The following is a 14,287-nucleotide window of genomic DNA, read 5'->3' as shown; positions in this document are numbered from 1 at the left end:
TTTTAACATAAGTCCCTATTTCTTTTGATGATTATCATTCTCAATGAAGGTCAAAAAAAATAAAACCACCATTCTCCTACTCTATCACCTCTATCTACAAAATGATATCGTTATAGAAAACCTTATACCTTTCACTCCTCACTTTCCTTCAAATATTTCCACAACTAAGTCAATCTTAGCCTAATGCTAATTTTTTTGTCAACTATATTACGTATAAAATTTTTAATATCTAAATTTCCCTATATACAATTTTTTCTACAAAAAAAGAGACTTTCTTTCATAGAAAGCCTCTTTTCACTATTTTTCTACAGCAACTTCTTGCTTTTGAAATAAAGAAACTACATATCCAATTGCAATTCCAATGATACCCGGAACTAGCCAACCAATCCCTACACTATATAGTGGAATTTTATCTAAGATAGGAGCAAGGGCCGCTACTTGAAGATTTGCATTATGCAATCCATCAAAGAAGCTAATTGCAAATGAACCTACAATACCGCCTACATACATAGCTAATGGAAGACGAATATAGTTTTCAACAAGTGATAATACAATCAGTACGATACCAATTGGGTAAATTGCAATTAAAATCGGTAATGCTAATGCGTTTAACTGAGTTAACCCAAGGTTTGCTACCATAAATGCTAATACACAGAAGATGAAAACAATCTTTTGATAAGAAAACTTTGGTAATAAGGAAGAAAAATATTCCCCACAAGCTGCAACAATACCTACAGAAGTTGTTAAACATGCCGCTGTAATTGCGATCCCTAATAATAAAGTTCCGTAACTACCAAATAAATGATTTACAACGTTTGTTAAAATAATCCCTCCGTTTGCTCCCATTCCAAGAGACACACTAGAAGCTCCCAGATAAGCAAGTGCTAAATAAACAAGTAGTAAACCGAGCGCTGCAATAAATCCTGCAAAGATTGTTACTTTTGCAATGCTGTTCTTATTTGTAACGCCTTTTGCTTTTAAGGCATTAATAACAACATTTCCGAAAACAAGTGCTGCAAGTCCATCTAAAGTTAAATATCCATCAATAAAACCTTTAAAGAGCGGAGCATTATACGCTTCTGTCGGTGCACCAAATTCTCCAATTGGTGTAATAATTGCTTTACCTACGATAATTGCTATAACAGCTAACAAAATCGGAGTTAATACTTTACCGATGCGGCCCACTAATTTCGATGGGTTTAAAGCTAAATAGAAAGTTACTGCAAAGAAAATGAATGTAAAGATAACAAGTGGATACGATTGACCAGCTATCTCACTTGGTAAAAATGGTGCAACACTCATTTCATAAGCAACTGTTCCTGTACGTGGAACACTTACGAATACGCCTAAACATAAATAAATTGCAGTGATAAAAACAAGTGCGAATACAGGGTGTACACGTCCCGCTAGCTCATTAATATCTCCCTTTAGAGCTATAACAATTACCCCTAATAAAGGTAATCCAACACCTGTTACGATAAAGCCAAATAACGCGATCCATACGTCTGTTCCAGCACCTTGCCCTAAAGCCGGCGGGAAAATCATATTACCTGCACCGAAAAATAGTGCAAACAACATTAAACTTATTGCAAACATCTCAGAAAACTTTAAAGATGATTTCATTTCTACTAACCTCCTACATATTTTTATATTGACAAAATATTCTGAATTAAAGGCCGTCACATATCCTCTTTCAAGCATACTTCCCCGTAAAAGAACGCAAAAAACACCCGTCCCTAACAAAGGGACGAGTGTTGAAATCGTGGTTCCACCCTTATTCTAATAAAATGAATTTATAACAAAATAAGCTCATTTTATAGCTCGTGTAAATTGATAACGGTTTTATCCGCCAAGAATTACAATGCATCATGCAGTTCACTCTTGAAGTTTAGAGGTGGTAAGTTTGTCTTTCCGTATTAGGAAGCTCACAGCCTAGGCTTCCCTCTCTGAGAATCGTCAAAAACAACTCATGTCCTCATCATTACTTTTATAAAATATCTTGTCGAAACTTGTTGTTTTTTATTATATGGGCTATTTTTTAAAAAATCAATAGTTTTATTTTTTCTGACAAAAAAATATAGGGAGAAAATTTTTCCTCCCTATAACTGATTTATTAAAATGTCTAATTCCTCAGATGTAACGCTCCGCCATTTTCCCACTTCAAGATCGTCTAGCTCTATATTCAGAATACGAACCCGCTTTAGCTTTGTTACAGTAAACCCGAAAGCACGGCTCATTCTACGAATTTGTCTGTTCATTCCTTGCGTTAAAACGATGCGAAATGTAGATTGATCCATTCTTGTCACTTTACAAGGCTTCGTCATTCCATCTTTAATCTTTACACCGCTGGACATCTCATCAATAAACCAATCTGTAAACGGCTTATCAACCGTAACGATGTATTCTTTCTCGTGCTCATGATCACCGTGTAAAATTTGATTTGCAATCCCACCGTCATTCGTTAATAAGATTAGTCCTTCCGACGCTTTATCTAATCGCCCAACAGGAAAGATACGCTCTGGGTAATTGATATAATCGATAATATTATCTTCAATATGCTCGGCTGCTGTACAAGTAATACCAACTGGTTTATGAAAGGCAATATACACCTTTTCCTTCTCTTCTTTTGCAATAACCTGTCCATCAATCGTTACCACATCACCATCGCTCACGAGTGCACCGTGCGTACATATTTCGCCGTTAATAGCCACGCGTCCTGCTTTAATGAGACGGTCTGTTTCGCGTCTTGAGCAAGATTTTGCTTCGCTTATGTATTGGTTGATTTTCATAGCTTATTCCTTTTCCTATATATTAAAAGCGTCAATCTATGGCAATATCACTCTGCCACGATTGACGCTCGTTTACTTCGCAAAAACAACTAAATAAATAACCCCAATCACCAAAAATATTCCGCAACAAGCTAACAATACTTTTGCAAGTTTGTCCATAAACATATAATGGTTCCCCTTTGTTTCGTTGTTTGCTATTTTAATTCGACAACTGTTACGCCTAGGCCTCCCTCGCCCATGTCACCGTAGCGGTAGTTTTTCACACCGCGATGCTTCTTCAAGTAATCTTGTACACCTTGTCGAAGCGCTCCTGTTCCTTTACCGTGAATAATTGATACGCGCGGATAGCTTGCAAGCTGTGCATCATCTAAATATTTTTCAACGCGCATCATTGCATCTTCATAACGTTCACCGCGAAGATCAAGCTCTAACGAAACGTGATAATCTCTACCCTTCACACTTGCGACCGCTTTTTTCTCAGTTTGCTTCGGTGTATTAATGTATTCCATATTGGATTCTTTCACTTTCATCTTCAGAATACCAATTTGTACGCTCCACTCTGTATCACTTACCTTTTCAAGTAATTGACCTTTTTGACCAAACGTTAACACTTTTACTTCATCACCTGCGCGTAATTGTTGTTTTGGCGCTGTGTTTTTCACGTTTACTTTTTGTTTCTTCACAAGCTCTGGCGCCGTACCTTCTAGACGGCTCTTCGCTTCAATAAGCTCATGGTCTTTCACGTTTATAAGCTGTGCTTTACGCAATTGACGAAGTTCTCGAATAATGCCTTCTGCTTCTTTCTTTGCAGCTTCGACTTTTTCTTCCCCTTCTTTTTGCGCTTTTAATAATTTTTCATCGCGCTCATCATTAAATTCAATAATTTGACGCTGTAATTCGCGATGCAGTTTTTCAGATTGCTTGCGAAGTGCTTCTGCTTCGTTCCAGTCACGCTCTGCATTCTTTTGACTTTCTTCTAACTTCGCAATCATATTTTCAATTTTGTTTGTATCTGTACTAATGTGGTTACGAGCTTGATCAATCACGCGATCAGATAATCCAAGGCGCTTCGAAATTTCAAAGGCATTACTACGTCCTGGTACACCGATTAATAATTTATACGTTGGGCTTAATGTATTCACGTCGAACTCAACGCTCGCATTAATAACTTTCTCACGGTTATATCCGTATGCTTTTAATTCTGGGTAATGCGTCGTAGCAACAACGCGAGCACCACGATTACATACTTCATCTAAAATTGAAATTGCTAATGCAGCCCCTTCTTGCGGGTCTGTTCCAGCACCTAATTCATCGAATAGAACTAAGCTTTCAAAATCAGCTTTTTCTAAAATATCAACAATGTTCACCATATGTGAGGAGAACGTACTTAAACTTTGTTCAATCGATTGCTCATCACCGATATCGGCAAAGATATTTTTAAATACACAAATCTCTGACTCATCCATTACTGGAATGTGAAGGCCAGATTGCGCCATTAATACACAAATACCAACTGTTTTCAGCGTAACTGTTTTACCACCTGTATTCGGTCCTGTAATAACAATTGTCGTGAAATCTTTACCTAACATAATGTTATTTGGCACGATAATTTCTGGATCAATAAGCGGATGACGTGCTTGTCTTAAATCCATATAGCGCTCGTTATTTACAATTGGCTTCGTTGCTTTAATTCGCTTCGCATAAAAAGCTTTCGCAAAGATGAAGTCAAGATTCGCAACTACTTCTACGTTAGATAAAACGATATCCGCTTCTACTGCCACTTCTTCTGTTAACATCAATAAGATGCGTTCGATTTCTTGTTTTTCTTTCACTCGTGCTTCTTGAAGCGCGTTATTTAACTCTACAATGACTTGTGGTTCAATAAATAACGTTTGCCCAGAAGCTGATTGATCGTGGACAATACCGCCATATACACCGCGGTATTCTTGTTTTACTGGGATTACGTAACGTTCGTTACGAATCGTTACAATCGCGTCAGACAACATCTTTTGCGCGTTGGAAGAACGCGTCATGTTTTCTAACTTTTCACGAATACGACTTTCCGCAGTACGAATTTGAGTACGAATACCACGCAGTTTATCACTTGCGCTATCGACTACTTCACCGCCATCACCGATACAATTTGTAATTTTCTTTTCTAAATCATATAAAGATACAATTTGAGCGACATGAGTTTCTAAAATTGGAAGCTCCACACCATTATCAACCATATCTTCGATGAAACGTTTCATATTACGACTACCGTACATTGTATTTGCAATATCAAGTAGTTCATTTGGACTTAACATACTCCCAATCTTTGCACGCTTCACATTTGAGCGAATATCCGTAATACCACCTAATGGTGCACTACCTTTTAAACGAATGACTTTCGCTGCTTCATCCGTTGTATCTTGCATTTCTACAATTTCTTCAAAATCAGTGCTTGGCACTAAATGCTTCACTTTGTCACGGCCAAGTGAAGAGGCTGTATGTTCAAGTAATTGTTCTTTTACTTTATTGTATTCTAATACACGCAACGTTCTTTCTAACATGTTGCAGGTCCCCCTTGTGTTACTTATTACGTTTAATATAGTCTAATAAACGTTCGATATCCCACGTGTTAATCACGTTATCTTTTTGAATCCAACCTTTACGTGCTGCCGCTACACCTGTTTCCATATCTTCTAACATTTCAAGCGTATGAGCATCCGTATTAATCGCTACTTTTACACCAGCATCTTGTGCTTGTTTTAATAATTTCGCGCTTAAATCTAGACGATTTGGATTCGCATTTAATTCTAAAACTGTATTTGTCTCTTTTGCGAGTTCAATTAATAAATCTGTATCTACATCGTAACCCTCACGACGCCCAAGAAGGCGTCCTGTCGGATGGGCAATCATTGTGACATGCTTATTCTCCAGCGCAGCACGAAGACGTTTCATAATCGTTTCACGGTCTTGTGAGAAGCTAGAGTGAATCGCTCCAATGACATAATCTAATTCTGCTAATACTTCATCATCAAAATCAAGTGTTGCATCTGGTAAAATGTCCATTTCAATTCCGCGTAAAATTGTAATGTCTGGATACTTTTCGTTCATACGTTCAATTTCTTTCGCTTGTTCACAAAGGCGCTCTTTCGTTAAACCATTCGCTACTTTTAAGTATTGTGAATGGTCGGTAATTGCCATAAATTTATAACCACGAGCACGACATGCCTGTACCATTTCCTCAATCGAAAAGGCACCGTCACTCCATGTTGTATGCATATGTAAATCACCTTGTATATCAGAGAATTGAATTAAGTTCGGATACTCTTTAATTAATTCAATTTCTTTTCCATCTTCACGCACTTCTGGTGGAATGAATGGAAGACCGAAATGAGAGAAGAACTCCTCTTCTGTTTCAAATGTTCTCACTTCACCTGTTTCTAAGTTTTCTACACCGTACTCACTAATTTTCTCGCCTCTATCTTTCGCGATTTGGCGCATTTTTACGTTATGGTCTTTTGATCCTGTGAAATGATGAAGAGTTGTAATAAATTCTTCAGGTTTTACTAAACGGAAATCGATTGAAATATCATATTCATATTGAAGACGAACAGAAACTTTCGTATCTCCACTTGCGATTACTTCAATCATATTATCGAATTGCAGTAAATGCTCACGTACTGTAGCTGGTTCTGACGTTGCAATGATAAAGTCTAAATCTTTCACTGTTTCACGAACTCGGCGCAAACTACCAGCGCGAGAGAAACGAATTACTTCAGCAATATTCGACAATTTCTCCTCTATTTCCCCGGCAATAGGCAATACCATTGCGATTGGTAAACGCTCTGGACGAGATCCTACTTGATCGATTGCTTCTAATATTTTCTCTTCTGTCTTCTTACCGAAACCTGCTAAAGCTTGTACTTTATTTTCCTCACAAACCGCTTTTAGCGATTCCATATCAACAACACCAAGTTCTTTATATAACTTAGCCACCTTTTTACCACCAAGTCCTGGCAATTTTAATAACGGTAATAAGCTACTTGGCACTTCTTTCTCAAGCTCTTGTAATACTTCAGATGTTCCCGATTCTATATATTCTTGAATAACTGCCGCTGTTCCTTTTCCAATGCCCGGAATCTTCGTGAAATCTTCAATTTCAGAAAGACTGCGATCGTCACTTTCTAACGCTGCCGCCGCCTTACGAAATGCAGATATTTTAAATGGATTCGCGCCCTTTAGTTCCATAAACAGACCGATTGTCTCTAATAATTTAATAACTTGTTTTTTATTTACCTTCATCATTGCCCCGCCTTTCTTTCATAGAAAAAACTCCTCTTTCCGAAAAAAGAGAAGTTATACTCTGCTACCTGTCTGCCATAGTTCCTTCACCTTTTCAGAAAGAATCGGTGTATCGTCTACAATTATTTTGCTAATTGATGATTTTTGTAATGGTGTTTGTATTTGTTCAATTGGAAGAATGTTTCCAACGATAATTAAAACAAACAAAATAATATATACTTCTAAAAATCCGAGGATTGCCCCCGCAAACGCATTGACTTGCTTTAAAACCGGTATTTCTGCAAACATATTTAACAAATTACCAAGTAATGAAAGTGCAATTTTTGTAATAATAAACAATATGATAAACGCAAGCGCTTGATAAAATACTGTCTCAATATTATTTGCATCAATCCATTCTGGAACAGATACGTTTTTATCAAATGGATACGGAATAAATTTCGCAAGTGCTGGCGCTAAATCTTTACAGTACCAGTATGCAACAAGGTATGCGATAATAAAGCTTGTTAACTTTACAAGTTGCAGAATAAACCCTCTGCGTAAGCCGAGGAAAAATCCCATAACAAGCAGTAAAATGATAATAATATCAATCATGTTATTCCATTCCTTTTTTTGTCATACTTTCTTTCAATTTCTCATGTTCTTCTTTTAATTTTATGTAATCGTGTATGACGTTTACCGCCGTCAATACCGCTAGTCTACTCGTGTCAAGCGAAGGATTCTTGGCATTGAGTTCGCGCATTTTATCATCCACAATCGCTGCTACCATGCGGATATGACTTGTACTTTCATCGCCAACAACTGAATATTGTTGACCATAGATTTCTACATTAATTCGACTTTTCTTTCCCTTTTGTTGTGACAACTCACCGGCCTCCAATCACGTACAGAATCCTAAAGTTTATCATACCATGAACCATCATATTATGGAAACAGAAAGAACAATCCGATATGATAAAAATAACAATATAAAAAAAGGGGCGACCACTATGTCAAATTCTATCGTAATTCAAACAAATTCTACAGTAATTGAAGACATGAAACAACAATACAAACAGGCACTTAGCCCAAAAACCCCACAAGGCGGAATCTTCATGGCAAAGGTGCCGTCTTGCACGATTACAGCTTATAAATCTGGAAAAGTAATGTTCCAAGGTGGCCGTGCTGAAGCAGAAGCTTCTCGTTGGCAAACTGTCTCTCAAACACCGAAAACAGCTGTAAAAAAATCTGCCGATTCACACCGTTATGCACCCCCTACTTCCATCGGTACAATGTCTATCGTAGGGTCAGATGAAGTTGGTACTGGTGATTTCTTCGGACCGATGACAGTAGTTGCTGTATATGTGGATGCTAAGCAAATCCCACTGTTAAAAGAACTTGGTGTAAAAGACTCTAAAAACTTAAATGACGATCAAATTACTGCCATTGCAAAACAACTTCTACACGTTGTTCCTTACAGCTCTCTTGTCCTTCATAATGAAAAATATAACGAGCTATTTGATAAAGGAAACAACCAAGGTAAGTTAAAAGCTTTACTGCATAATAAAGCTATTACAAACTTATTAGCTAAAATTGCACCTACAAAACCTGAAGGCGTCTTAATCGATCAATTCACACAACCTGATACATACTACAAATATTTAGTAAAGCAAAAGCAGGTACAGCGTGAAAATGTTTACTTCGCGACGAAAGGCGAAAGCGTCCATTTAGCAGTAGCCGCTGCTTCTATTTTAGCTCGTTACTCATTCGTAAAACAGTTTAACGAACTAAGCAAAAAAGCTGGCATGCCACTTCCAAAAGGTGCTGGTAAACAAGTTGATATTGCAGCCGCTAAATTAATTCAAAAGCTTGGTAAAGAAAGATTACCTGAGTTTGTAAAAATGCATTTTGCTAATAGGGAGAAGGCGTTTCGCTTATTAAAATAGTATCGACAAAAACAGGAGCTTACAAACTCCTGTTTTTTGTTTCACTCTACTATTGTCCTTTTATTTTTGTTACAATTAAAATATACAGATTATTCTAACATAGGAGGAGATTCCCATTGCTACTTCTACAAATGATTCTAAATATTTTACTAGGCGATCCACACGAAAGACAGTTTGAAATTAGAGAAAACATTCAGCTACTAAGTGAGCAACGAGAGTTCAACGATTTAATAGAGCGTTACGGCCGTTCTTTCTTATTAAACTTTCGGATTCGAAGATTTATTGGGAAACACGATGCCCGCTTGTTAATACACAATCCAACAAAACTACAACACTTCTGTGAGGAACTTGAATCTATGATTAGAAAAAGGAGGTTTTTCATATGAACGCTGTAAAAGTTAAAAAATTATTATATGTTTTCGTACACCTCGTAGGCCCGCTTTCTTACTTCATTATTTCTACCATTTGGGGAGCTTTGTTCACTACTAAATCCACATTCGAAAACATATCTGATAACCTTGGCGTTATGGCCATCTATTACGTGTTCATGAGCTTACTGTGGTATTTCTATTTAGATCGATTAGACAAAGATGTAGATAAAATTACAAAAGAAATTAATGATAATAAGGTGTAATGCATATAAAAAAAGGAGAGCCGCCAAGACTCTCCTTTTTTATGTTAGCTTCTTTTCTGCTTCTTATTTGATGAAGATACTTTATGAGAACCTGTTTCATGTGTCGTCGTTCCTTGTCCTTCTACTTCTGGAGAACCTAGGCTTGATCTTGAATGATCTTTTTTTACTTTTTTACTCATTTATATTCACCCCTTCGCGTTACTTTTTGCTACGGGGTAATAAACTATGCAACAATTCATCTCCACCTGAATTGTTGGATTTCACCCGTAACACAAATCAGATGGAGTCTTCTTGCCGAAAAGGAAAAAAGCGAGAGGAAACCCTCTCGCTTTTTCATATCTTAAAACTCAGAAGAACCTGGAGTTCTTGGGAATGGAATTACGTCACGGATGTTAGCCATGCCAGTGATGTACATTAAGAAGCGCTCAAAACCTAGACCGAATCCAGCGTGTTTTGTACCGCCGTATTTTCTAAGTTCTAAGTACCACCAGTAGTCCTCTTCGTTCATACCTAATTCTTTAATTCTGTCTACTAAAACGTCCATTCTTTCTTCACGTTGGCTTCCGCCGATTAATTCGCCGATGCCAGGAACTAGAAGGTCAGTAGCAGCTACTGTTTTTCCATCTTCATTCATACGCATGTAGAACGCTTTAATGTCTTTTGGATAGTCAGTTACGAATACAGGGCGTTTGAAAATTTCTTCTGATAAGTATCTTTCGTGCTCTGTTTGTAAGTCAATACCCCATTCTACTGGATATTTGAAGTCAGCACCTGACTCTTGAAGCACTTTAATTGCTTCTGTATATGTGATACGACCGAAGTCAGAGTTGATTACGTTGTTCATGCGCTCAAGAACTGTTTTATCAACGAAGCTGTTGAAGAATTCCATTTCTTCTGGTGCATGCTCTAGTACGTATTTCATTGCATATTTCAGCATATCTTCTGTAAGATCCATTACGTCGCCTAATTCAGCGAATGCAATCTCCGGCTCAACCATCCAGAACTCAGCTGCGTGGCGAGTTGTGTTTGAGTTTTCTGCACGGAATGTAGGTCCGAATGTGTATACGTCACGGAATGCTAATGCATAAGCTTCAGCGTTCAGCTGTCCACTTACTGTTAAGTTTGTTTCTTTGCCGAAGAAGTCTTTTGATTCATCAACTTGTCCGTCTTCACCTTTTGGTACGTTGTTTAAATCTTGCGTTGTTACGCGGAACATTTCGCCTGCACCCTCTGTATCACTACCAGTGATGATTGGTGTGTGAACATGTACGAATCCACGCTCTTGGAAGAACTGGTGAATCGCAAATGCTGCGACAGAACGTACACGGAACGTTGCAGAGAATGCATTTGTTCTTGGACGTAAGTGAGCAATTGTACGTAAGTATTCAAACGTGTGACGTTTCTTTTGAAGTGGGTAATCAGAATCTGATAAGCCCTCGATATCAATTTTTTCTGCTTTAATTTCAAATGGTTGCTTCGCTCCAGGCGTTGCAATTACTGTACCTTCTACTTTAACTGAAGAGCTAAGTGGAAGTTTTGCAATTTCTTTGAAGTTTTCTAACTCTGTATCGAAAACGATTTGAACGCTTTTGAAAAAGCTACCGTCGTTTAATTCGATGAAACCAAATGCTTTTGAATCACGTAAGTTACGAATCCACCCTGATACTTGTACTGTTTGACCTGCGTATTTATCTGTATCTCTATACAGACTTTTTACTAATGTGTTTTCCATAGTGAAATTCTCCTTTGCACATATATTTAAATACAAAAAAACCTTTCATCCATAAAGGGACGAAAGGTTAAACTTCGCGGTACCACCCAATTTGTCATAAAGACCAACTTTAACTCGTATGTAATACATACTTCCCGGTTTGTAACAGGCCGGATTCCCGTCTAAGTCTACTCTTGAATACAAGATTCAATTTCGGTTAGCAACTCCAAGGTGTTCTTCACATATACCGCCTCATCAGGCTCTCACCGTCCCCGACTCGCTTTGGATTATAGTATATACTACTTTTCCTTATCATCGTCTTTCATTTTGTTAAACTAAAATTAATGTACTACATTCGAGAGAAAGATGCAAGATACCAAAAAATATATCAGCAATTTTCGCAATATATCGATCGTAACTCCAAATATATCAGCGATTTTTGTAATATATCGATTTTCCGACAATCGTGCCATAAAAAAAATTGCCGGACTGAATCCGGCAATCTTTTATTACTTACGTAACTCCGCACCAAATTTCTCTTCTACCGTTGTTAATACACGGTTATGTGCTTCTGTTACTTCTTCGTCTGTTAACGTACGTTCTGCATCGAAGTAGGTCATAGAGAATGCAAGTGACTTCTTGCCTTCTTCCATTTTTTCACCTTCGTATAAGTCGAATAACGTTACGTCTTTCAGAAGTTCTCCGCCAGCTTCAGCAATGACTTGCTTCATTTCGCCAGCTTTTGTTTCTTTTGTTACGACAACAGCCATATCACGTGTCATAGATGGGAAACGTGGAATTGCTGCGTAGTAAGTTTCTTCTGCGTCTGCACCAAATACTTTTACAAGAGATAATTCGAATACGAATGTATTTTTCACATCTAATTGTTTTTCTGCTTCTGGGTGCAATTGACCGATGAAACCAATTACTTCGCCATCTAATACGATGTCAGCTGTACGACCTGGGTGCATACCTTCACGTTTTGCTGGTGCATAAGTGATTTGGTTTGCAACGCCAAGTACGTCGAATAATCCTTCTAGTACACCTTTCACAACGAAGAAGTCTACTACTTTCTTCTCACCTTGCCATGCATGGTGAAGAGCAAGTCCTGTCATAACACCTGCAAGATGTTGTTCTTCTTTCGGAAGTTCTCCTGCTTCTGTTGGTAAGAAGACAGAACCTACTTCGTATAAAGCAACACTATCGTTTTTACGTGCCACATTATATGAAACAGCTTCTAGTAATTGCGGTACTAAACTTAAACGAAGTTGGCTACGCTCTTCACTCATTGGAAGTGCAAGGTTTACAGGAGCTTTTTCATTTGGCTCAACCATATATTGCTTCGCTTTATCAGCGCTTGTTAATGAATATGTGATAGCTTCATATAAACCAGCACCCTCTAGGAATCGACGTACTTTACGACGTTTCGTTTGTGCTGATGTTAATTTACCACGAGTCATTGTTCCAGAAGGTAATGTAACTGGAATGTGGTCATAACCGTATAGACGACCCACTTCTTCTACTAAGTCTTCTGAAATTGTAATATCAGGACGACGTGCTGGTACATTCACATGGAATGTTCCTTCTACTTCTGTGAATGGGAATTTCAAGTTTGTGAACATTGTACCCATTTCACTTGCAGAAATATTTGTACCTAATACACGGTTTACTTTTTCAGCAGTAACAGATACTGTACGCTCTTGTACTTGTAAGTTGTCAGCTTCTACTACACCTTCAAGTGCTTCTCCGCCAGCGTATTTCGCCATTAAAGCAGCTGCGTGTTGAATTGCTTCAAATGTACGTGTTGGATCGATTCCTTTTTCAAAACGTGCACTTGATTCACTACGAAGACCTAAGTCTTTTGATGTACGGCGTACTGTTTGACCTGCAAAGTATGCAGACTCAATTAAAACGTTTACTGTCTCGTTTGTAACTTCAGAATCCGCTCCGCCCATTACACCAGCAACAGCTAAAGCTTTTGTTCCGTTTGTAATTACAAGATGGTGATCTTGTAACGTACGCTCTTGATCATCTAACGTTTCAATTTTTTCGCCTTCTTTTGCAAGACGAACAACGATTTCTTTTGAACCTAATTTATCGTAATCGAATGCATGTAACGGTTGACCGTATTCCATTAAAATGTAGTTTGTAATATCAACTACGTTGCTAATTGGACGAATGCCAGCTGCCATAAGGCGCGTTTGCATCCACATTGGTGATGGACCAATCTTTACGTTCTTTACCATTTTCGCAATATATAACGGATTTTCTTCTTTCGCTTCTACACTTACAGAAATGTAATCAGCAGTTTTTTCTGCTGTTTCTTGTAAGTTGATAGCTGGAAGTTTTACTTCACGGCCGTAAATAGCAGCGACTTCATATGCAACACCTAACATGTTTAAGCAATCTGCACGGTTTGGTGTTAAACCAAGCTCAAGTACTTCATCATGTAAGTTTAAAATTTCAAGTGCATCTGCACCAACTTCAGCGTCACTTGGGAAGATGAAGATACCGTCTGCGTATTCTTTCGCAACTAGTTTCCCATCAATACCAAGCTCTTGAAGAGCACAAACCATACCGTGAGAAGCTTCACCACGTAGTTTTGCTTTTTTAATTTTGAAGTTGCCAGGAAGTACAGCTCCAACTTTTGCAACTGGTACTTTTAAACCTTTTGCAATGTTAGCAGCTCCACAAATAATTTGAACTGGCTCTTCTTCACCGATATCGATTAAGCATTTGCTTAATTTATCAGCTTCTGGGTGTTTTTCACATTCTAATACGTGACCAACTACAACACCTTTTACACCTTTATTTAATACTTCAACACCTTCTACTTCAATACCACTTTTCGTGATTTTGTCTGCTAGTTCTTGTGCTGTTACATCTTTAATATCTACATACTCTTGTAACCAACGATATGATACGAACATACTTA

General features: G+C 37.9%; 12 protein-coding genes and 2 other annotated features. Of the genes, 3 read left to right on the top strand and 9 right to left on the bottom strand.

Annotated elements, in window-relative coordinates; all coding sequences use genetic code 11:
* Window positions 1–297: 297 nt before the first annotated feature.
* From brnQ6 to zapA, 6 genes are all read right to left on the bottom strand, one after another.
* A complete protein-coding gene (gene brnQ6, locus DN392_RS03270) occupies window positions 298–1,623 on the bottom strand; it encodes a branched-chain amino acid transport system II carrier protein BrnQ6 (RefSeq protein WP_000842660.1) in 1,326 nt (441 codons plus the stop codon).
* Between the two features lie 117 nt (window positions 1,624–1,740).
* Window positions 1,741–1,991: a binding site (T-box leader), on the bottom strand.
* A 108-nt stretch (window positions 1,992–2,099) separates the two neighbouring features.
* Window positions 2,100–2,789, bottom strand: coding sequence for a 23S rRNA pseudouridine(2604) synthase RluF (locus DN392_RS03265; RefSeq protein WP_000700742.1), 690 nt, complete (start codon window positions 2,787–2,789; stop codon window positions 2,100–2,102).
* A 194-nt stretch (window positions 2,790–2,983) separates the two neighbouring features.
* On the bottom strand, window positions 2,984–5,344 hold the full coding sequence (locus DN392_RS03260) for an endonuclease MutS2 (RefSeq protein ID WP_000893722.1): 2,361 nt from the start codon (window positions 5,342–5,344) through the stop codon (window positions 2,984–2,986).
* 19 nt (window positions 5,345–5,363) lie between these two features.
* A complete protein-coding gene (gene polX, locus DN392_RS03255; protein ID WP_000867527.1) occupies window positions 5,364–7,082 on the bottom strand; it encodes a DNA polymerase/3'-5' exonuclease PolX in 1,719 nt (572 codons plus the stop codon).
* Window positions 7,083–7,136: 54 nt separating this feature from the next.
* The gene (locus tag DN392_RS03250) at window positions 7,137–7,676 is read right to left on the bottom strand and encodes a CvpA family protein (protein WP_000565411.1); all 540 of its coding nucleotides are present in this window, start codon (window positions 7,674–7,676) and stop codon (window positions 7,137–7,139) included.
* Window position 7,677: 1 nt separating this feature from the next.
* Entirely contained in the window at window positions 7,678–7,947 is a 270-nt protein-coding gene (gene zapA, locus DN392_RS03245; protein WP_000082701.1) for a cell division protein ZapA, read from the bottom strand.
* Window positions 7,948–8,071: 124 nt separating this feature from the next.
* Here zapA and rnhC point away from each other — a divergent pair, with 124 nt between their 5' ends.
* The 3 genes from rnhC to DN392_RS03230 all read left to right on the top strand — a co-directional run bounded on the left by rnhC (window position 8,072) and on the right by DN392_RS03230 (window position 9,641).
* Window positions 8,072–9,007 (top strand): ribonuclease HIII, encoded by a 936-nt coding sequence (gene rnhC / locus DN392_RS03240; RefSeq protein WP_000071603.1) that lies wholly within the window; start codon window positions 8,072–8,074, stop codon window positions 9,005–9,007.
* 116 nt (window positions 9,008–9,123) lie between these two features.
* Complete coding sequence (locus tag DN392_RS03235) at window positions 9,124–9,393, top strand: hypothetical protein (protein ID WP_000925543.1); 270 nt, start codon at window positions 9,124–9,126, stop codon at window positions 9,391–9,393.
* Window positions 9,390–9,641 carry a hypothetical protein gene (locus DN392_RS03230; RefSeq protein ID WP_064449243.1) on the top strand — a complete coding sequence of 84 codons (252 nt, stop codon included), beginning with the start codon at window positions 9,390–9,392 and terminating at the stop codon, window positions 9,639–9,641. The genes DN392_RS03235 and DN392_RS03230 overlap by 4 nt, the downstream gene beginning before the upstream one ends.
* Before the next feature lie 44 nt (window positions 9,642–9,685).
* Here DN392_RS03230 and DN392_RS03225 read toward each other — a convergent pair whose 3' ends face one another.
* From DN392_RS03225 to pheT, 3 genes are all read right to left on the bottom strand, one after another.
* Window positions 9,686–9,820, bottom strand: coding sequence for a YuzL family protein (locus DN392_RS03225; protein WP_000039594.1), 135 nt, complete (start codon window positions 9,818–9,820; stop codon window positions 9,686–9,688).
* A 161-nt stretch (window positions 9,821–9,981) separates the two neighbouring features.
* Window positions 9,982–11,373: an asparagine--tRNA ligase gene (gene asnS / locus DN392_RS03220; protein ID WP_000432172.1), complete on the bottom strand. Its 1,392-nt coding sequence runs from the start codon at window positions 11,371–11,373 to the stop codon at window positions 9,982–9,984.
* A gap of 52 nt (window positions 11,374–11,425) precedes the next feature.
* Window positions 11,426–11,677, bottom strand: a binding site (T-box leader).
* Window positions 11,678–11,861: 184 nt separating this feature from the next.
* Entirely contained in the window at window positions 11,862–14,282 is a 2,421-nt protein-coding gene (gene pheT / locus DN392_RS03215) for a phenylalanine--tRNA ligase subunit beta (RefSeq protein WP_048565762.1), read from the bottom strand.
* Window positions 14,283–14,287 lie beyond the last annotated feature (5 nt).

The organism is Bacillus sp. BB51/4 (genome assembly GCF_008368845.1).
In the GTDB taxonomy this organism is placed as follows: Bacteria; Bacillota; Bacilli; order Bacillales; family Bacillaceae_G; genus Bacillus_A; species Bacillus_A wiedmannii.
This window is presented reverse-complemented; position numbering and strand designations above follow the sequence as displayed.